This is a genomic window from Pseudomonas sp. LBUM1652, from assembly GCF_059716105.1.
Genome location: NZ_CP166804.1, coordinates 6,281,969 through 6,300,607, shown reverse-complemented (window position 1 = coordinate 6,300,607; position 18,639 = coordinate 6,281,969). Strand labels below are relative to the sequence as shown.

Sequence of the window (18,639 nt, the reverse complement as noted above, 5' to 3'; positions counted from 1 at the left end):
TGAAACACCTGGGGATAGACTCATCCGAAGAGCGACATCGGCGACTGCGCGTTTCATGGCACAGCGAGAGAACGGTGCGGATCTGCTCGGTGCGACCAGTTTGCTAAATCTGAAGGACAAGGATCCGATGCTCGCCGGTGTGATTCTCGACATCTCAATGAACGCTACCATCGCCGTGAGTTTGCAACTGGGAAGTACGATTCTCCGCAGTCTGGCCGGCATCACCACACTGCATCAGAAGCGCGTGGAACAGCATTTCTACGCAATTTTCATCACATTTCCCAAGCGCTGCACTGATGGCAGCTTCTGACTCTTTATCTCTAAGGGGCAAGAGCAAGGCTGGCTAATTTATGTTGTTATACTATAACATTAACTTGAGCTAAGCCTGATTCAGCCGATTTCAAGCGTTTACCTTCTACGAACCGTCGTATGAAGCCCAGAACGTCACGCGCTACGCAAAAGTGCAGATCGGCTGCTACCTGAAGAGGATTACCCAATGTCAGCCGAACTGCCCGTCACCGTTCTTTCCGGATTTCTCGGCGCTGGAAAAAGTACACTTTTGAATTACGTACTACGTAATCGCAAGGGATTGCGCGTAGCGGTCATCGTCAACGATATGAGCGAGATCAACATTGATGGCAGCGAAGTTCAGCGCGATGTCAGCCTGAACCGCGCCCAAGAGAAACTCGTGGAAATGAGTAACGGTTGTATCTGCTGTACGTTACGCGAAGACTTGCTCGAAGAAGTCAGCAAGCTCGCTCGCGATGGTCGCTTCGATTACTTGCTGATCGAGTCCACCGGTATCTCCGAGCCACTGCCGGTGGCAGAGACCTTCACCTTTCGCGATGAACAGGGACAAAGCCTCGCCGACATCGCGCGCCTCGACACCATGGTCACTGTAGTCGACGGCGTGAATTTCCTCATCGACTACCAGGCTGCCGAAAGCCTTGCCTCTCGCGGTGAAACCCTGGGCGAAGAGGACGAACGCTCCATCACCGATTTGCTGATCGAGCAGATCGAGTTTGCCGATGTACTGCTCATCAGCAAGATCGATCTGATCAGCCAACATGAGCGTGAAGAGCTGATCGCCATCCTCAAACGTCTCAACGCACACGCCGAAATCATCCCGATGGTGATGGGCGAAGTGCCGCTGGAGAAGATCCTCAACACCGGCCGTTTCGACTTCGAGAAAGCCGCACAAGCGCCCGGTTGGTTGCAGGAATTGCGCGGCGAGCACGTCGCGGAAACCGAGGAGTACGGCATAGCTTCCACCGCCTACCGCGCGCGCCGGCCCTTTCACCCGCAGCGTTTCTTCAGCTTCATCGACCGCCCATGGCTGAACGGGAAATTGCTGCGCTCCAAAGGTTTTTTCTGGCTGGCGAGCAAGCCCACGGATGCAGGCAGTTGGTCGCAGGCAGGCGGTTTGATGCGCCACGGTTTTGCCGGACGCTGGTGGCGTTTCGTGCCGAAAAACCAGTGGCCGCAGGATCAGGAAAGTACCCAGGCGATCATGGAAAACTGGACGTCGAGTGTCGGAGATTGTCGTCAGGAACTGGTCTTCATCGGCCAAAACATCAATTTCCTACAGCTCTCTGCCGAACTGGATGGTTGTCTGCTGACCGACGATGAAATGGCGATCGGTGTTGAAGGCTGGCGATTGCTGCCGGATCCGTTCGGCCCTTGGCACGAAGAGGCTGCCTGATGCTCGCATTGAAACTCCAGCAAAACCGCACACGCCATCAGCATCAAGGCCCGACGCCCGAGGTGCTGACACGAATCCTTGAGGACGACACCAACCTCGCCGTCTGGCAGCGACAACTGCCGCTGCACATCGCCGATTTCGCTCACTTGCTGCTGTCACTCAACGAGCCTCTGGCCGAGTCGCTGTGCCTGGAGTTATCCGACGAGGAGGCAGATCCGGATCTTACCGGGCTGGCCTTGGGGTTTCGCGATCTGCAAGGCTATGACGGCTTTATCGCTGATGTGAAATGGCTCGTGAGCGCCTTCGCGTGCCTGCTCGGCGCCCGGCGGATCGGCCTGCGCCTGCGGGTGTTGGATAAAGCCATGTGCCCACGCTTTCACGTCGATCATGTACCGGTGCGCCTGATCACCACCTACGCGGGAGTCGGCAGCCAGTGGCTCAGGGAAGGCGCGATGGATCGTCAGCAACTGGGCCAGGCCAACGCCGAGCCTCAGGAAGCAGGGCAGATCCAGCAAGTCAAAAGCGCTGATGTGGCGTTATTGAAAGGCGAAAAATGGCACGGCAATGAAGGCTTCGGCCTGATCCATCGCTCGCCGCAACTCGCTCACGATGAGCGTCGACTGATCCTGACCCTCGACTGGCTCGGCTAACGGCTAACGGCTAGCGGCTCAAGGCTTGAGCCAAGCACCCTGGCTCTGGCCTTCGCAGTAAGGTTTCAGATACGCGGCATCGGTGGCAACGCCGTAATAGTGGATGTCTTGGCGATAGGGCATATTGGCGACTTGCGCGTTGCTGCACACGCCGAAAGCTCCGGTCGGGCATTGATTGACGTACTGCACGTCGACTTTCTGCCCGGCCAGTGTGGGCTGGCAAAAGCCGTCGTTGAACAGTTTTTCCGGGATGTTGCGGTTTTGCTGGCAGACTTTGACGTCGAGCCGCTCGCCCTGACTGTGCACCACGCAGGCCTGGGCCAACACTTCGCTCGACATCACCATCAACAGCAACGACCATCCCATCCAACGCATCTTCGACCTCCTCAAAAGCTCTCCTCAGAAAATACCCACCATGTTGCAGAACATTCCTACTCATGTCATTGCAGGCCCGTTAGGCGCCGGCAAGACCAGCCTGATCCGCCATCTCATGGCGCAACGACCGGAAGGCGAGCGCTGGGCGGTGCTGATTAATGAGTTCGGCCAGATCGGCCTCGACGCCGCACTGCTGACCCGCGACGGCGATGGTATCGCACTGGGCGAAGTGGCCGGGGGCTGCTTGTGTTGCGTCAATGGCGCGCCGTTTCAGATCGGCCTCGGGCGGTTGCTGCGCAAGGCCAGGCCGGATCGGCTGTTTATCGAGCCATCCGGGTTGGGCCATCCGGCGCAATTACTCAAGCAACTGAGTGAAGCACCATGGCAGGGCGTACTCGCCATACAGCCGTGTGTGCTGGTGTTAGATGCCCAGTCGCTCAACGCGGGGAAAGCGCTGCCGGCTGCGCAACAGCAAGCGATGGCCAGCGCCGGCTTGTTGTTGCTTAACAAGGCTGAAAACCTGGATGAGGTCGCTCTACAGAAAATATCCAGTCAGTTGCCACCCGTCAGGCTGATCTGGACGCAACAGGCGCAACTGTCCTTGAGCGAACTGCCAGGTCTGGCCATTCAAGCGGTGGCGGGTGTGGATAACTGGGTCGTGCCCAAAGGATTGGCGCAGATGCCGACGGTCTGGAGCGATCCGACGCAACCCATTTGCCTGAGTCAGGCGCAGGAGGGCGGTTGGAGTATCGGATGGCGCTGGCATCCGAGTCAGCAGTTAGACATGCATCGAATGGCCGTTTGGCTTGAAAGCCTTGTGTGGGCACGGGCCAAACTGGTTATCCACAGCGCGGACGGCTGGGTTTCGGCGAATGCGCTGGATAACTCAACGCTGAACTGGACAGCCAGCGAATGGCGAAAGGACTCGCGGATCGAGCTGATCTTCGCCGATCCGCAAAATATCGACCAATTACAGGCTGGACTGGCGCAGTGCCGGATTCAGGCAGGCTGACTCACGGCTTCCACTTGGTATGTTCCTGCCGCCACTGACTGAGCTCGATCACTTCAGCCCGAGGCTTATGCACCTCAACCACTGGCGGCGTGTCGTCGAATGGGACCGGGTAGGGCGCCAGTTCGATCTGCGCGCTATGGGCGCCGAATTGGGTGATGGTGCCGTTGTGTCGGGTTTCGCCTGTCACGGTGAATTCGAAGTTATAGACCCGCGCCAGGCGTCGCCGACCATTGGCATCCTTGATCAAACCAATTTTCTTCAACGCGACGTTACCGTCCAGCAGCTCGACGCCGACGTTGGTGCAATGCTGTTTGACCCGCTCCAGCGCCCGCTCGCGCAAGCCGTGGTTGTGCCAAAGCCACGCGCCGGCAGCGGCGAACAGCATCAACACGAAGATGTTTTCGAGGGTCAGCATCAACAAGGGACTCCAAAAGATAGCGTCAGCTTAACTGCGTCGCCGGTCTGTCGTACAGGCTGCGTTTCGTCGCATACTGCGCGGCTTGAATTTCAATCGTTTTACGGAAAACCCGAATGAAACGTACGCCTCATCTGCTCGCCATTCAGTCCCATGTGGTGTTCGGCCACGCCGGTAACAGCGCCGCTGTATTTCCGATGCAGCGGGTCGGGGTGAATGTCTGGCCGCTCAACACCGTGCAGTTTTCCAACCACACCCAGTACGGCCAATGGACCGGCGAAGTGCTGGCGCCGCAACAGATTCCCGAGCTGGTCGAAGGTATTGCGGCCATTGGTGAGCTGGGCAACTGTGACGCGGTGCTATCCGGTTATCTGGGTAACGCAGCGCAGGGCCGGGCGATTCTCAGCGGCGTTGCACGCATCAAGTCGGTCAACCCGAAGGCTCTCTATCTGTGCGATCCGGTGATGGGCCACCCGGAGAAGGGTTGCAGCGTGCCGGCCGAGGTCAGTGATTTCTTGCTGGAAGAAGCAGCGGCTGTGGCCGACTTCATGTGCCCGAACCAACTGGAGCTGGACAGCTTTTCCGGGCGCAAGCCGCAATCGCTGTTCGATTGCCTGGCGATGGCGCGGGCGCTGCTGGCGCGCGGACCGAAAGCGGTGCTGGTCAAGCATCTGGACTACCCGGGCAAACCGGCGGAGGCTTTCGAGATGCTGTTGGTGACTGCCGAGGGCAGCTGGCATCTGCGCCGTCCGTTGCTGGCGTTTCCGCGTCAACCGGTGGGTGTGGGCGATCTGACGTCCGGCCTGTTTCTGGCGCGGGTGCTGCTGGGCGACAGTCTGGTAGCCGCGTTCGAGTTCACGGCGGCAGCGGTGCATGAGGTGCTGCTGGAGACTCAGGCGTGTGCCAGTTATGAGCTGCAACTGGTGCGGGCGCAGGATCGTATTGCGCATCCGCGGGTGAAGTTCGAGGCTACGCCGATCAGTCTGTAACCAGCTAAAAGCGAAAAGATCGCAGCCTGCGGCAGCTCCTACAGGGTGGACGTTAATCCTCTGTAGGAGCTGCCGCAGGCTGCGATCTTTTGCTTTTGATCTTAGGCGTCGCCTTTTATTTCCTGATAACGCTTTTCCAGCTCCTGGCGAATCTGTCGGCGCTGCTGGGCCTGTATGTAGCGGCGTTTGTCTTCGCTGTTCTGCGGCTGCAGCGGCGGCACTGGAGCCGGTTTACGCTGATCGTCGACCGCGACCATGGTGAAAAAGCAGCTGTTGGTATGGCGCACCGAGCGCTCGCGGATGTTCTCGGTCACCACTTTGATACCGACTTCCATCGAGGTGTTGCCGGTGTAGTTGACCGACGCCAGAAAGGTTACCAGTTCGCCGACATGAATCGGCTCGCGGAAAATCACCTGATCCACCGACAGCGTCACCACGTAGCGGCCGGCATAACGGCTCGCGCAGGCGTAGGCCACTTCGTCGAGGTATTTGAGCAGGGTGCCGCCGTGGACATTGCCAGAGAAGTTGGCCATGTCGGGGGTCATCAGTACCGTCATCGACAGCTGGGCGTTTCCGGGTTCCATAACGTTCTCACGGATCAAGGCGGGTTTGCTGGAAGCACCTCTGCGGGTGCCTGGTCGCTTTTCAAAAGTACCGTTATCGGGACGCCGGGCGACGGACCGCCGTCACGCCGGGATCGATCTGTTTCCTTATATTGCACCGCCTTCCTGCCGGAAGTCGCGGTGTTACCCTGCAAAAGCCCGCCTCAAGGGCAATTCCCACACGAAAAGCGGATTTTTACCCAGCTCGCTCAGACTTTTCTGATGTCTGACTGCGAGCCTCGTCATTCAAGGAGCCCACGCCATGCATGCCATCAGTTTTATTCAGGACCTGGCAGTGATCATGTTGGTCGCGGGTGTGGTGACCGTCCTGTTTCATCGCTTCAAGCAACCAGTGGTGCTTGGCTACATCGTCGCCGGGTTTATCATCGGCCCGCACACCCCGCCGTTCGGCCTCATCCACGACGAAGAAACCATCAAGACCCTCGCCGAGCTGGGGGTGATCTTCCTGATGTTCTGCCTTGGCCTGGAGTTCAGCTTGCGCAAGCTGTTCAAGGTCGGTGCCACGGCATTTATCGCGGCGTTCCTCGAAATCGTGCTGATGATCTGGATCGGTTACGAAATCGGCCGCTGGTTCGACTGGAACACCATGGATTCGCTGTTCCTCGGCGCGATCCTGGCGATTTCCTCGACCACCATCATCGTCAAGGCGCTCAACGATCTGAAGATGAAGAACGAGCGCTTCGCGCAGTTGATCTTCGGCGTATTGATCGTCGAGGACATCCTCGGCATCGGCATCATCGCCTTGCTGTCGAGTATCGCGGTCAGCGGCACTGTTAGCTCCGGCGAAGTATTTTCCACGGTCGGCAAGCTGTCGCTGTTCATGATTGTCGCGCTGGTGATTGGCATTCTGTTGGTGCCGCGCCTTTTGGCCTACGTCGCCAAATTCGAAAGCAACGAGATGCTGCTGATCACCGTATTGGGCCTGTGTTTCGGCTTCTGCCTGTTGGTGGTCAAGCTCGAATACAGCATGGTGCTGGGGGCGTTCATGATTGGCGCGATCATGGCCGAGTCGCGGCAACTGCTGAAGATCGAGCGGTTGATCGAGCCGGTTCGAGACCTGTTCAGTGCAATCTTCTTCGTCGCCATTGGCCTGATGCTCGACCCGATGATTCTCCTGCAATACGCGTGGCCGATCGCGGTGATCACCGTCGCCGTGGTGCTCGGCAAGATTCTGTCCTGCGGCCTTGGTGCCTTTATCGCCGGCAATGACGGACGAACCTCACTGCGGGTAGGGATGGGGCTGTCACAGATTGGCGAATTTTCCTTCATCATCGCCGCGCTGGGCATGACCTTGCAGGTCACCAGCAACTTCCTCTATCCGGTGGCCGTGGCAGTGTCGGTGATCACCACACTGCTGACGCCGTACCTGATTCGCGCGGCGGATCCGCTGTCGATCAAGCTGTCTGCCGCCATGCCCAAGCCTCTCGCACGGGTATTCGGAATGTACGGCGAATGGCTGCGCAGCATCCAGCCGCAAGGCGAGGGCGCCATGCTGGCGTCGATGATCCGGCGGATTCTGTTGCAGGTCGGGGTCAATCTGGCGCTGGTGATTGCGATCTTCTTCGCCGGCGCGTATTTCGCCGAGCGCATCTCGCTGTCGCTGCAAGACTGGATCAGTGATTCGAGCTGGCAGAAGGCGTTGATCTGGGGCGGGGCATTGCTGGTGTCGCTGCCGTTCCTCATCGCCGCCTATCGCAAGCTCAAGGCGCTGTCGATGCTGCTGGCGGAAATGGGCGTGAAGCCGGAGATGGCCGGGCGGCACACGCAGCGAGTGCGTCGGGTCATCTCAGAAGTGATCCCGATTCTCTCGCTGCTGGTGATTTTCCTGCTGCTGGCAGCCTTGTCGGCCAGTATCTTGCCGACCAACAAGTTGCTGGTGCTGATCGCCGTGGTCGCGGCCGCCGTGGCGGCGCTGCTCTGGCGATGGTTCATCCGCGTGCACACGCGGATGCAGGTGGCCTTGCTGGAAACCCTCGACAACCACAAGGAGTCGTCGGGCCACTGACCAACCGGGGCGTTTGGCCGATCAGCTTTCCAGCCAGACGTCCCGCGCCCAGTGCCACACCGACTCCCAGGTTTCTTCGGCAATCAGTTCTTCTTCGGCCTGCCACAGCACCACGGTGCCGTCTTCTTCGACGCAGTAGTAGTCGTCGCCGTCCTGGCAAATTGGGATCAGGCTGCGATCCACGCCGGCATCCCAAGCGTTGGCGGCGACATCCGGCAAGTAGGTGTGCGATTGCGGGTCGGTGACAGTTACCGGTTCCAGGCTGCCGTAAACCACGTCGCTGACCGTCAGCAAAAACTCTCTGAAGACAAACGGAATGTCGATGAACAGTTGTTCTTCGATTTCGACCAGCAAGTCTTCGTCAGGCAACTCCAATGGAACCGGTACGGGTTCGTTGGCTTCGCGCAGTTGTTCGATGATTTCTTCCACGTCCGGGATCCTCTTGCTTGAATGGCGCGGTTTATATGGGCCGGTTTATACAGTAGCTCGCTATAGATGCAACCGCGAAATAGAAAAACCCCGGACAAGTCCGGGGTTTTCGTTACCGCATGCTTAAGGCAGAGGGTATCAGCCGTTCTGGCGGATACCAGCCACCAGCCAAGGCTGGTTGTCGCCCTGCGGACGTTCCATGTTCCAGCTTTCGCTGAACACTTCGCCCTGGTCGAAACGCGAAGTCTTCGACACGCCGCTGAAGGTCAGGGTGGCGATGGTCTTGTCCGCACGGTCATCCACGCCATCCAGTTGCACCTGGAGATTGTCGATGTAGGTCGACTGGAAAGCGTCGCCCAGATCCGCACGCTCACGCTTGAGGAATTCAAGCATTTGCGGGGTCACGAACTCGGCGATCTTGTCCATTTCGTTGGCGTCCCAGTGCTGCTGCAGCGACTGGAAGTGGCTACGGGCTGCTTCAAGGAAGTTCTGTTCGTTGAACCAGGCCGGTGCGTTGATTACCGGACGGGCGGCGGCAGGTGCAGCCGAACCACCGAAGATCGAACCCATGCCGGCAGGCTTTTGTTCGAACACTTCACGCTGCATTGGCGCGCCGGCCGGAGCCAGTTGCTCCTGCTGCTTGCGACGACGAGCGGCGATGAAGCGGAAGATCACGAACGCGATCACGGCCATGATCAGGATGTCGAAGATCTGCATACCCTGGAAGCCGCCGCCCATGAACATGGAAGCGAGCAGACCACCGGCGGCGATGCCGGCCAGAGGGCCGAGCCATTTCGAAGCGCCGCCAGCCTTGGCAGCAGCGCCAGCGGCACCGGCAGCACCAGCGGTCGCTGCAGCGCCGCCCACGCCTGGGGAAGAAGGAGCCATCTGGCTAGTCTGGTGCGTCGGCGCAGCGCCGGCGCTTTTGCCACCACCAAAGCGCTTGGCGTTGGCGTCGAGGCTCATCGTCAGGCCGATGCACAACGCCATGGCGATGCTAAGAAAACGTTTCATAAAGGGAATTCCCGTTTGTGGAGACACGCGCGCCATGTTGCACAGCTGAACTGTTGCTGGCTAGCGAGAGAGTGTTTCGGGCTTTTGCCTGACAGGTTACGTTCAGCTCGGTCGCGGCAATAAGGCCATGTACTTTTGGCTGTAGGAAAAGTCGATAGGTTCAGAAAGAAATCGATCCCTGTGGGAGCGAGTAGGCTCGCTCCCACATTTGTTCTACGCGTGAACGTCAGATCGCTTCCAGCTTCGCGTAACCCAGCATCAGCCACTTGCTGCCTTCGCTGAAGTTCACCTGCACCCGAGCCTGGGCCCCGGCGCCTTCGAAGTTGAGGATCACGCCCTCGCCAAAGATCGAGTGACGCACCGCCTGACCCAGGCTGAAGCCGGTTTCCGGAATCTCGCTGCCGCTGAACAGGTTGCTGCCGCTCATCGACTGGTTGCCGCCGAATGGTCGGCTGACGCTGTTCGACAGGCGCACTTCCTGAATCAGGCCTTTCGGCACTTCACGTACGAAACGCGAGACCTTGTTGTAGGTCTCGCTGCCGTACAGGCGTCGGGTTTCAGCATAGGTCATCACCAGATTCTGCATCGCCCGGGTGATGCCGACGTAGGCCAGGCGCCGTTCTTCTTCAAGACGCCCCGGCTCTTCCAGGCTCATCTTGTGCGGGAACAGGCCTTCTTCCATGCCCACCAGGAACACGTAAGGGAATTCCAGGCCTTTGGCGCTGTGCAGGGTCATCAGCTGAATGCTGTCTTCGTGTTCGTCGGCCTGAGTGTCGCCGGCCTCCAGCGAAGCGTGGCCGAGGAATGCCGCCAGTGGCGTCAGTTCTTCGTCTTCTTCGGTGTTCTCGAAGTTGCGTGCGGCGCTGACCAGTTCCTCAAGGTTTTCTACCCGAGCCTGGCCCTTCTCGCCTTTTTCCGCTTCGTGGTAGGCGATCAGGCCGGACTGCTCGATGACGGTTTGCGTCATCAAATGCAGCGGCATCTCCATGCACTTGGCCGCGAGGTTTTCGATCAGCTCGATAAACGCGCCGAGTGCACCGGCAGCGCGGCCGGTCAGGCCTTTATTGGCGACGAGTTGGCGCATGGCTTCCCACATCGATACATCGCTGTGGCGTGCATGCTCGCGAATGGCTTCGACGGTTTTCTCACCGATGCCGCGCGCCGGGACGTTGATCACCCGCTCCAGTGCCGCATCGTTGCCGCGACCTTCGAGCAAGCGCAGGTACGCCATGGCGTTCTTGATTTCCGCCCGCTCGAAGAAGCGCTGGCCGCCATAGATGCGGTACGGAATGCGCTCGCGCAGCAAGGCTTCTTCCAAAACGCGGGATTGGGCGTTGGAGCGGTACAGAATCGCGATATCGCTGCGAGCCAAGCCGGTTTTCAGCGCGCTTTCGATGGTTTCGACAACGTAGCGTGCTTCGTCGTGTTCGTTGAACGCGGCGTACAGGTTGATCGCCTCGCCGTCGCCGCCGTCGGTCCACAGCTCCTTGCCGAGACGGCCGGTGTTGTTGGCGATCAGGGCGTTGGCCGCTTTGAGGATGCCGGCGGTGGAGCGGTAGTTCTGCTCCAGACGGATGGTCTCGGCGTCCGGGAAGTCGGACGAATACTGATGAATGTTCTCGATTTTCGCGCCACGCCAGCCGTAGATCGACTGGTCATCGTCGCCGACCACCATCAGGCTGTCGCCACCCTTACCGAGCAAGCGCAACCAGGCGTACTGCACGGCGTTGGTGTCCTGGAACTCGTCCACCAGAATGTGCCGGAAGCGTTTCTGATAGTGCGCCAGCAGGCCCGGGTGATCACGCCACAAATCGAGGGCGCGCAGCAGCAGTTCGGAGAAGTCGATAACGCCCGCGCGCAGGCAAGCAGCCTCGTAAGCTTCATAAATGCCGCGCATGGTGGCCAGGTACAAGTCGCCGCTGGCCTGAATGTGTTGCGGACGCAGACCTTCGTCTTTCTGTCCGTTGATGAACCACTGGGCCTGACGGGCCGGCCAGCGTTGCTCGTCCAGGCCCAGCTCGCGGATCACTCGCTTGACCAGGCGTTGCTGGTCATCGCTGTCGAGAATCTGGAAAGTCTGGCTCAAGCCCGCTTCCTGCCAGTGCGCCCGCAACAAGCGGTGCGCCAGGCCGTGGAAGGTGCCGACCCACATGCCGGCCGGGTTGAGGCCCAGCAACTGCTCGATGCGGTGACGCATCTCGGCAGCAGCCTTGTTGGTGAAGGTCACCGACAAAATGGAGTGGGGCGAGGCGTTTTCGACCTGGATCAACCAGGCGATACGGTGCACCAGCACTCGGGTTTTACCGGAGCCAGCACCGGCCAGGACCAACTGACGGCCAACGGGGGCTGCTACGGCCTGGCGTTGGGCATCGTTGAGGGAGTTCAGCAGAAGGGAGAGATCATCGCGCATCGGGGCATTCTAGGGTGCGCCGCAGGCCCGGGCAAACCGAGCTTTGCATTAGCCGATGAAACTGCTGCCGATGACGACCGGTCGGTCACTGGCTACAAGCGTCAGCCCGTCTCGCTTTGCGGGTTTTGTCGGTGCCACGGGGGCGAAAAGTTTCGCTGAAATTATGATCCGGGGCAGTTTGGCAAAGGGGTTGGCTTGTGTATGCTCCGTTCACGTTTCGGGCGCACGCCCCCTTATAAGAACAAGAACGTTGCCCATGACCCTCAGCGCCGAACTGTCGGGCCCCTCTGTGGAACCCCGGGTTATCCGCAAGCACTATGCCGTCGAAATGGCAGTCGAGCGCACGCGCCTGCTGTATCAGGGCTCCTTGTTGCCCACCCTTTTCATGTTGATCAATGGTCTGGTCTGCGCCGGTTTGCTTTGGAGCCCGCAGCGCTACTTTGTGGTCAGCGTCTGGCTGGTGTGGCTGTTGTCGCTGGTGGCGCTGCGGGTGATTCAGGTCGCGGCGTTCGACTCGGCGATCCCTGATCGTCAGGCCCAGCCGATCTGGTTCCGCATGTTTCTGATCGGTTCGACCATGACCGGGTTGACCCTGGCCGGAGCCGGCATCGCCCTCGTGCCCGCCGACAACTTTATGCAGCAGGCCTGGGTGTTCGGCCTGATCGGCGCGGCGACCCTGTCGGCCAGCGTCGCCTATGCGGTGAGCCTGCCGGCGTTTCTGTCCTTTACCTTACCGTGCCTGCTGCCGGCGATTGGCTTTCTGTTCTGGGGCGGTGATGACATGGCGCGGGGCTGGGGCTGGCTCGGGTTGATCCTGTTGGGCTCGCTGAGTGTGGTGGCGTGGCAGGTCAATCGGCTGATTGATCGTGGCTTGTTACGGCGCTTTCAGAATCAGCACCTGATCGAACACCTGCAACAGACGCAAGCTCGCAGCGAGCAGCTCAATCAGGAACTGGCCAAGGAAATCGAACACCGTCGCTGTGCCGAGGGCAAATTGCGCGAAGCCCAGGTTGAGCTGGAAGACCGCGTTGCCCTGCGCAGCCGCGAACTGGACGCGGCCAATCAGGCCTTGAGCAAAAGCGAGGCGCGTCTGGCGCTGGCGTTGAAGGCCAGTGAGTTGGGCCTGTGGGACTGGAACCTGCAAACCGACGAAGTCCATCACACGCAGATTCAGGAGTTGGTCGGCCTTGCCCCGGGATACGTCACGGCCATCCTGCGCGACCTCAAGCCGCGGCTGCACCCGGAAGACCTGCCGTCGCTCAAGCACGCGCTGATAGAGCATTTGAAGGGCCGCACCGAGGACTATCAGATCGAATACCGCGTGCGTCACGGCGATGGCCATTGGGTGTGGATAGAAGACCGTGGCCGCGCCGTGGAGCGCAGCGACAGCGGGCGGGTGATCCGCATGCTCGGCACGCGGCGCGACATCAGCGCCAGCAAGCATCTGGAAGAGCAGCAGCGATTGGCGGCAACGGTGTTTGAAGCTGCCAGCGAAGGCATCGTGATTCTCGACCCGAACTACGCATTGATCGCGATCAACCAGGCCTTCAGCCGCGTGACGGGTTATGACATCGACGACATGCTCGGGCGCAACGTCGTCGAGCTGCCGTGCAGTCGCGATGCCCGCCGCCATTACGTCGCGATCCGTCATGCGCTGGAGCAGCACGGCAGTTGGCAGGGCGAACTGGTGGAAACCCGCAAGAACGGTGAGCTGTATCCGCAGTGGCTGCAACTCAACGCGGTGCGCGATAGTCGAGGAAATGTCAGCCATATCGTCGGCTTCTTCGCCGATCTGTCGGCGCGACGCGAATCCGAAGAGCGCATGCGCTATCTGACCCATTACGACGAACTGACCGGGCTGGCGAATCGCTCACTGTTCCGCGAACGCCTGCACGAGGCGCATCAGCGGGTGCGGCAGGGCGGGCGGCGCAGCCTGGCGTTGCTGCACATCAATCTCGATCGCTTCAAACTGCTTAACGACAGCCTCGGCCATGAAGTCGCTGACCAGTTGTTGCAGAAAATGGCCCGGCGGCTGGTCAACGCCTTACCGGAAGCCGACACCATCGCCCGGCTGTCCGGTGACGAATTTGCGGTGTTGTTCGATGCTTACGGCAACCTGTCGAGTCTGGCGCGCGTCGCCACACGACTGTCGACCAAGCTGCGGCTGCCGCTGACGGTCGAAGGGCATGAGTTGGTGGTCAGCGCCTCGATGGGCATCAGCATGTTGCCGGACAACGCCCGGGAGATTTCCGCGCTGGTCAGTCAGTCGAACATTGCCATGCAACATGCCAAACACTTGGGCGGCAACAACTTCCAGTTCTACACCGAGAGCTTGCAGGCCAGTACGCTTGAGCGTTTGCAGCTGGAAAACCAGTTGCGCAAAGCCATCGATGAGAAGCAATTGAAGGTGTTCTATCAGCCGAAGCTGTGCCTGGAAACCGGGCGCCTGAATGCGGCGGAGGCGCTGGTGCGCTGGGATCATCCAACGATGGGTCGGGTGCCGCCGGGAGATTTCATCGGGTTGGCCGAGGAAACCGGTCTGATCGGCCCTATCGGCGAATTCGTGCTGCGTCAGGCCTGCTGGCAGGCATGCGAATGGCAGCGTCAGGGGCTGGCGCCGATCCGTGTTTCGGTGAACCTGTCGGTGCATCAGTTGCGCCAAGGCAAACTGGTCAGTCTGGTGCGCCAGGTGCTGGAGGAAACCGGCCTGGCGCCGCACTACCTTGAGCTGGAACTGACTGAAAGTCAGTTGCTCGACAGCGTTGAGCACATCATCGCGACCTTCCAGCAACTGCGCGATCTGGGCGTGAAGCTTGCCATCGACGATTTTGGCACCGGCTATTCGTCATTGAGTTATCTCAAGCGGATTCCGGTGGATTACGTGAAGATCGATCAGGCGTTCATTCGCGGTTTGGGCGAGGGCAGTGAAGATGCGGCGATCACCCGCGCGATCATTGCCATGGCCCATGGACTGTCGCTGAAAGTGGTGGCCGAAGGCGTTGAACGGCACGAGCAGCTGGAATTTTTGCGCGCAGAGCGATGCGATGAAGTGCAGGGCTATCTGATCAGTCGACCGGTGGAGGCCGCCGGTCTGGCCGGGCTTTTGCGCCAACAGGGAAATCCGCTTTAAGGGCTACATGCAGCCCATCGCGCCTGATATGGGGACATGGAGTTACGCATTGAGCAGGCAAAAAGCCAATTCATGTAGTATAACTACAAGCTTGCTACATCCCCGACCATAACAAGAGTCCAGCCCCTTGAATCTGCTGCAACACATCGCCCAGTCACGTCACCTGTTACGCAAGTCGGAGCTCAAGGTCGCCGACCACGTGCTGCTTGACCCTGCGGCAGTGATGCACAGTTCCATGGCTGACCTGGCGCACAGCGTCGGCATCAGTGAGCCGACCATCGTGCGCTTCTGTCGCGCCATCGGTTGTTCCGGTTTTCAGGATCTGAAACTGAAACTCGCGCAGAGCCTGGCCGCCGGTGCCAGTTTTGGCCAGTTCGCGATCCATGAAGACGACTCGGTCGCCGATTACAGCCTGAAAATTTTCGACACTACGTTGCACACCCTGATGGAGGTTCGCGAGAAGCTCGATCCGGTGGAGTTGCAGCGCGCGGTGACGCTGATGTCCCAGGCGCAGCGTGTCGAGTTCTACGGCTTCGGCGCGTCGGGCGCGGTGGCGGCGGATGCCCAGCACAAGTTCTTCCGTTTGCTGCTGACCGCAGCGGCGTATTCCGATCCGCACATGCAGGCGATGTCGGCAGTGACGCTGAAACCGACCGACGTGGCGATCTGCATTTCCCAGTCCGGGCGTTCGAAAGATCTGCTGATCACTGCCAATCTGGTGCGTGAGAGCGGTGCATCGCTGATCACCCTGTGCCCGAGCCAGACGCCGTTGGCGGAACTGTCGACGGTCAACCTTGCCATCGATGTTCACGAAGACACGGAAATCTATACGCCGCTGACGTCGCGTATCGCCCACCTGGTGGTGATCGATGTGTTGGCGATGGGGGTGGCGATGGCGCGCGGGCCGAGTCTGGTCAACCATCTCAAGAGCGTGAAGCGCAGTTTGCGCAGCTTGCGGTTGTCGCCCAAAGCCGTAAAAGCCCTCGACGACTAAGATCAAAAGATCGCAGCCTTCGGCAGCTCCTACAGAGATCGGTGTAGGAGCTGCCGAAGGCTGCGATCTTTTGCTTTTCGATGGAAATTTTCATCGGACTGTCATCCCCTCGCCGCCAAATCGTCATCCCCCACGCCTATCGTGAAACTCCCGTAAACGCCTTGGGAGACTCGAAATGGCTCAGCCTTACGAAGAACGCAACAGCGCCGCGAAAACCCGTCGTCAGCAGGAAGATCAGCGCCGCATGGAATTTCGCCGCGCGATCGAAGATCGCTTCGAACTCCGTCAGCTTCAGGCCGAAATCGGCGATTTTCCCGAGATCAATCACTGGCAGGCAGCACCGGCAGCTTCCCGTCGAAGCGCTCAACCAGCGCACTGATCTGCACGCGCTCGCTGCGGATAAACGCCAGGAAGGCGTGCGCCACCGGTGACAGTCGTTTCGCTTTGGCTTGCACCAGGCACCAGCTACGGAACAGCGGCAACTCTTCGACCGGTAACTCGACCAGGCCGCCGGTCGCCAGTTCCAGGTTCAGGGCGTGGCGCGTCAACAGCGCCAGGCCCAGACCCGCCACCACGCATTCGCGCTGAGCTTCGGCCGAGGCCACTTCCTGGGTCTGGGTGAAGTGCACGCGTTTCTCTTTGAAGTATTCCTCGCAGGCCAGTCGCGTGCCTGAACCGGGTTCGCGGATCAGCAACGTATAAGGTTCAAGATCCTGCAAACGCAGCGGACCCATATGCGCCAACGGATGATCCGGGCGCGCCGTGGCCACGATGGGGTTGTTCAAGAACGGCAGAAATTCCAGGCCCATGTCCTGCGGCACCATCGACATGATCACCAGATCGTCACGGTTGTCCGACAGGCGTCGGATCACCTGGCCGCGGTTGACCACGGTCAGTTGCAGATTCACTTCCGGATGTTGGCGCTTGAACGCGGCGAACAGGTGCGGCACGAAGTACTTGGCGCTCGATTCCACCGCCAGTTTCAGCTGACCCTGCAACGAACCCTGCATGTCCGACAGCTGCATATCGAGGTTTTCCAAGCGCCCGAAAATGTCTCGACTGGCACGTTGAAGGGCTTCGGCAGCTTCGGTCATGTAGAGTTTTTTGCCGACGTAATCGAACAATGGCTGCCCGATCAGCTCTTCCAACTGACGAATCTGTAGGCTGACGGCCGGTTGTGTGAGAGACATTTCATCGGCTGCGCGGCTATAAGAACGTAAATCGCAAACCTCGTTGAAGATCTGCAACTGACGCAATGTCATACGCATCAAGGACTTACGCATTTTCTACACGCTCTGAACGCTAGATGATGCGCTGACTATAAGTCTTTACTTATGGCTAACCCAATTTTTATTCATTTTTGTTAATCCCTTGTGGGCGCTAGTGTGGGGTCGCGACTAAATTGAAACATTTGGTCACGCGTCGACCTGGGTCTAGCAGGTCGTGGTGCCACCGGCTCAAGGGAACCTCCAAGTGATAACAAAGATCCTGATCGCCAACCGTGGTGAGATTGCCGTACGAATCGTGCGAGCCTGCGCCGAAATGGGCATTCGCTCGGTTGCGATTTTTTCCGACGCCGACCGGCATGCGTTGCATGTGAAGCGTGCGGACGAGGCCCACAGCATCGGTGCCGAGCCACTGGCCGGTTACCTCAACCCGCGCAAGCTGGTGAACCTGGCCGTGGAAACCGGCTGTGATGCACTGCACCCCGGTTACGGTTTCCTCTCGGAAAACGCCGAGCTGGCCGACATCTGCGCCGAACGCGGAATCAAATTCATTGGCCCGTCGGCAGAAGTCATTCGCCGCATGGGCGACAAGACCGAAGCGCGCCGCAGCATGATCAAGGCCGGCGTTCCGGTCACGCCGGGCACTGAAGGCAACGTCGCAGGCATCGAAGAAGCGCTGATCGAGGGTGACCGCATCGGTTACCCGGTGATGCTCAAAGCCACTTCCGGTGGGGGCGGTCGCGGTATCCGTCGCTGCAACAGCCGCGAAGAGCTCGAACAGAATTTCCCTCGCGTTATCTCTGAGGCCACCAAGGCCTTCGGGTCGGCGGAAGTGTTCCTCGAAAAATGCATCGTCAATCCCAAGCACATCGAAGCGCAGATCCTCGGCGACAGCTTTGGCAACGTCGTGCACCTGTTTGAGCGTGACTGCTCGATCCAGCGTCGCAACCAGAAGCTGATCGAAATCGCGCCGAGCCCGCAACTGACCCCGGAACAGCGCGCCTACATCGGCGACCTGTCGGTGCGTGCGGCCAAGGCTGTCGGTTACGAGAACGCCGGCACCGTGGAGTTCCTGCTCGCCGAGGGCGAGGTGTACTTCATGGAGATGAACACCCGGGTGCAGGTGGAACACACCATCACTGAAGAAATCACCGGGATCGACATCGTCCGCGAACAGATCCGCATCGCCTCCGGCCTGCCGCTGTCGGTGAAGCAGGAAGACATCCAGCACCGTGGTTTCGCGTTGCAGTTCCGCATCAACGCTGAAGACCCGAAAAACAACTTCCTGCCGAGCTTCGGCAAGATCACCCGTTACTACGCCCCCGGTGGCCCGGGCGTGCGAACTGACACGGCGATCTACACCGGTTACACCATCCCGCCGTTCTACGACTCGATGTGCCTGAAACTGGTGGTCTGGGCGCTGACTTGGGAAGAGGCCATGGATCGTGGCCTGCGCGCCCTCGACGACATGCGTCTGCAAGGTGTGAAAACCACCGCCGCGTACTACCAGGAAATCCTGCGCAACCCGGAATTCCGTAGCGGCCAGTTCAATACCAGCTTCGTTGAAAGCCACCCTGAACTGACCAACTACTCGATCAAGCGCAAACCCGAAGAGCTGGCCTTGGCCATCGCCGCCGCCATCGCCGCCCACGCAGGCCTGTGAGG

At 59.6% G+C, this 18,639-nt stretch carries 16 protein-coding genes and 1 pseudogene; 10 read left to right on the top strand and 7 right to left on the bottom strand.

Translation table 11 applies throughout. The features are described 5' to 3' along the window. Window positions 1–31: 31 nt before the first annotated feature. The 3 genes and pseudogenes from ACA069_RS28550 to ACA069_RS28540 all read left to right on the top strand — a co-directional run. A pseudogene (locus tag ACA069_RS28550) lies at window positions 32–268 on the top strand (N-acetylmuramoyl-L-alanine amidase); the annotation flags it as partial. A gap of 228 nt (window positions 269–496) precedes the next feature. After that, a complete protein-coding gene (gene zigA / locus ACA069_RS28545; RefSeq protein ID WP_497615689.1) occupies window positions 497–1,702 on the top strand; it encodes a zinc metallochaperone GTPase ZigA in 1,206 nt (401 codons plus the stop codon). Beyond that, entirely contained in the window at window positions 1,702–2,352 is a 651-nt protein-coding gene (locus ACA069_RS28540; RefSeq protein WP_497615687.1) for a DUF1826 domain-containing protein, read from the top strand. The genes zigA and ACA069_RS28540 overlap by 1 nt, the downstream gene beginning before the upstream one ends. An 18-nt stretch (window positions 2,353–2,370) precedes the next feature. Here the strand turns inward: ACA069_RS28540 and ACA069_RS28535 are convergent, their stop codons facing one another. Further along, entirely contained in the window at window positions 2,371–2,727 is a 357-nt protein-coding gene (locus ACA069_RS28535; protein WP_497615685.1) for an NADH:ubiquinone oxidoreductase, read from the bottom strand. Window positions 2,728–2,767: 40 nt separating this feature from the next. On the opposite strand from ACA069_RS28535, the gene ACA069_RS28530 reads away from it, so the two are divergent. Next, window positions 2,768–3,739, top strand: a complete 972-nt coding sequence (locus tag ACA069_RS28530) for a CobW family GTP-binding protein (protein WP_497615684.1) — start codon at window positions 2,768–2,770, stop codon at window positions 3,737–3,739. Window position 3,740: 1 nt separating this feature from the next. Here the strand turns inward: ACA069_RS28530 and ACA069_RS28525 are convergent, their stop codons facing one another. Next, window positions 3,741–4,154, bottom strand: coding sequence for a DUF3301 domain-containing protein (locus ACA069_RS28525; protein WP_497615682.1), 414 nt, complete (start codon window positions 4,152–4,154; stop codon window positions 3,741–3,743). Between the two features lie 116 nt (window positions 4,155–4,270). On the opposite strand from ACA069_RS28525, the gene pdxY reads away from it, so the two are divergent. Further along, a complete protein-coding gene (pdxY, locus tag ACA069_RS28520) occupies window positions 4,271–5,143 on the top strand; it encodes a pyridoxal kinase PdxY (protein ID WP_401266685.1) in 873 nt (290 codons plus the stop codon). Window positions 5,144–5,244: 101 nt separating this feature from the next. Here pdxY and ACA069_RS28515 read toward each other — a convergent pair whose 3' ends face one another. Continuing rightward, a complete protein-coding gene (locus tag ACA069_RS28515) occupies window positions 5,245–5,727 on the bottom strand; it encodes an acyl-CoA thioesterase (RefSeq protein ID WP_083349923.1) in 483 nt (160 codons plus the stop codon). 280 nt (window positions 5,728–6,007) lie between these two features. Here ACA069_RS28515 and ACA069_RS28510 point away from each other — a divergent pair, with 280 nt between their 5' ends. Continuing rightward, on the top strand, window positions 6,008–7,771 hold the full coding sequence (locus tag ACA069_RS28510) for a cation:proton antiporter (RefSeq protein WP_497615679.1): 1,764 nt from the start codon (window positions 6,008–6,010) through the stop codon (window positions 7,769–7,771). Window positions 7,772–7,792: 21 nt separating this feature from the next. Here ACA069_RS28510 and ACA069_RS28505 read toward each other — a convergent pair whose 3' ends face one another. The 3 genes from ACA069_RS28505 to uvrD all read right to left on the bottom strand — a co-directional run bounded on the left by ACA069_RS28505 (window position 7,793) and on the right by uvrD (window position 11,624). Beyond that, window positions 7,793–8,200 (bottom strand): SMI1/KNR4 family protein, encoded by a 408-nt coding sequence (locus ACA069_RS28505; protein ID WP_003187120.1) that lies wholly within the window; start codon window positions 8,198–8,200, stop codon window positions 7,793–7,795. 138 nt (window positions 8,201–8,338) lie between these two features. After that, window positions 8,339–9,214, bottom strand: a complete 876-nt coding sequence (locus tag ACA069_RS28500) for a Tim44 domain-containing protein (protein WP_187677184.1) — start codon at window positions 9,212–9,214, stop codon at window positions 8,339–8,341. Window positions 9,215–9,440: 226 nt separating this feature from the next. Next, entirely contained in the window at window positions 9,441–11,624 is a 2,184-nt protein-coding gene (gene uvrD, locus ACA069_RS28495) for a DNA helicase II (protein ID WP_187677183.1), read from the bottom strand. Between the two features lie 256 nt (window positions 11,625–11,880). Here uvrD and ACA069_RS28490 point away from each other — a divergent pair, with 256 nt between their 5' ends. The 3 genes from ACA069_RS28490 to ACA069_RS28480 all read left to right on the top strand — a co-directional run bounded on the left by ACA069_RS28490 (window position 11,881) and on the right by ACA069_RS28480 (window position 16,127). Next, window positions 11,881–14,754, top strand: coding sequence for a putative bifunctional diguanylate cyclase/phosphodiesterase (locus ACA069_RS28490; protein WP_497615676.1), 2,874 nt, complete (start codon window positions 11,881–11,883; stop codon window positions 14,752–14,754). Window positions 14,755–14,881: 127 nt separating this feature from the next. Further along, window positions 14,882–15,748: a transcriptional regulator HexR gene (gene hexR / locus ACA069_RS28485; RefSeq protein WP_007962240.1), complete on the top strand. Its 867-nt coding sequence runs from the start codon at window positions 14,882–14,884 to the stop codon at window positions 15,746–15,748. Window positions 15,749–15,923: 175 nt separating this feature from the next. Further along, window positions 15,924–16,127: a PA3496 family putative envelope integrity protein gene (locus ACA069_RS28480; RefSeq protein ID WP_187677181.1), complete on the top strand. Its 204-nt coding sequence runs from the start codon at window positions 15,924–15,926 to the stop codon at window positions 16,125–16,127. Here ACA069_RS28480 and ACA069_RS28475 read toward each other — a convergent pair. Further along, complete coding sequence (locus ACA069_RS28475; protein WP_187677180.1) at window positions 16,069–17,031, bottom strand: LysR family transcriptional regulator; 963 nt, start codon at window positions 17,029–17,031, stop codon at window positions 16,069–16,071. The genes ACA069_RS28480 and ACA069_RS28475 overlap by 59 nt on opposite strands. A 190-nt stretch (window positions 17,032–17,221) precedes the next feature. Between ACA069_RS28475 and ACA069_RS28470 the strand changes: the two genes are divergently transcribed. Further along, window positions 17,222–18,637: an acetyl-CoA carboxylase biotin carboxylase subunit gene (locus ACA069_RS28470; RefSeq protein ID WP_187677179.1), complete on the top strand. Its 1,416-nt coding sequence runs from the start codon at window positions 17,222–17,224 to the stop codon at window positions 18,635–18,637. Window positions 18,638–18,639 lie beyond the last annotated feature (2 nt).

Excerpts from the sequence above, each read along its gene's own strand:
- pdxY (WP_401266685.1), top strand. The coding sequence starts at position 4,271 with ATGAAACGTACGCCTCATCTGCTCGCCATTCAGTCCCATGTGGTGTTC.
- ACA069_RS28475 (WP_187677180.1), bottom strand. The coding sequence starts at position 17,031 with ATGCGTAAGTCCTTGATGCGTATGACATTGCGTCAGTTGCAGATCTTC.
- ACA069_RS28510 (WP_497615679.1), top strand. The coding sequence starts at position 6,008 with ATGCATGCCATCAGTTTTATTCAGGACCTGGCAGTGATCATGTTGGTC.
- ACA069_RS28490 (WP_497615676.1), top strand. The coding sequence starts at position 11,881 with ATGACCCTCAGCGCCGAACTGTCGGGCCCCTCTGTGGAACCCCGGGTT.
- ACA069_RS28515 (WP_083349923.1), bottom strand. The coding sequence starts at position 5,727 with ATGGAACCCGGAAACGCCCAGCTGTCGATGACGGTACTGATGACCCCC.
- ACA069_RS28540 (WP_497615687.1), top strand. The coding sequence starts at position 1,702 with ATGCTCGCATTGAAACTCCAGCAAAACCGCACACGCCATCAGCATCAA.
- ACA069_RS28500 (WP_187677184.1), bottom strand. The coding sequence starts at position 9,214 with ATGAAACGTTTTCTTAGCATCGCCATGGCGTTGTGCATCGGCCTGACG.
- ACA069_RS28535 (WP_497615685.1), bottom strand. The coding sequence starts at position 2,727 with ATGCGTTGGATGGGATGGTCGTTGCTGTTGATGGTGATGTCGAGCGAA.
- uvrD (WP_187677183.1), bottom strand. The coding sequence starts at position 11,624 with ATGCGCGATGATCTCTCCCTTCTGCTGAACTCCCTCAACGATGCCCAA.
- ACA069_RS28480 (WP_187677181.1), top strand. The coding sequence starts at position 15,924 with ATGGCTCAGCCTTACGAAGAACGCAACAGCGCCGCGAAAACCCGTCGT.
- ACA069_RS28525 (WP_497615682.1), bottom strand. The coding sequence starts at position 4,154 with ATGCTGACCCTCGAAAACATCTTCGTGTTGATGCTGTTCGCCGCTGCC.
- zigA (WP_497615689.1), top strand. The coding sequence starts at position 497 with ATGTCAGCCGAACTGCCCGTCACCGTTCTTTCCGGATTTCTCGGCGCT.
- ACA069_RS28530 (WP_497615684.1), top strand. The coding sequence starts at position 2,768 with ATGTTGCAGAACATTCCTACTCATGTCATTGCAGGCCCGTTAGGCGCC.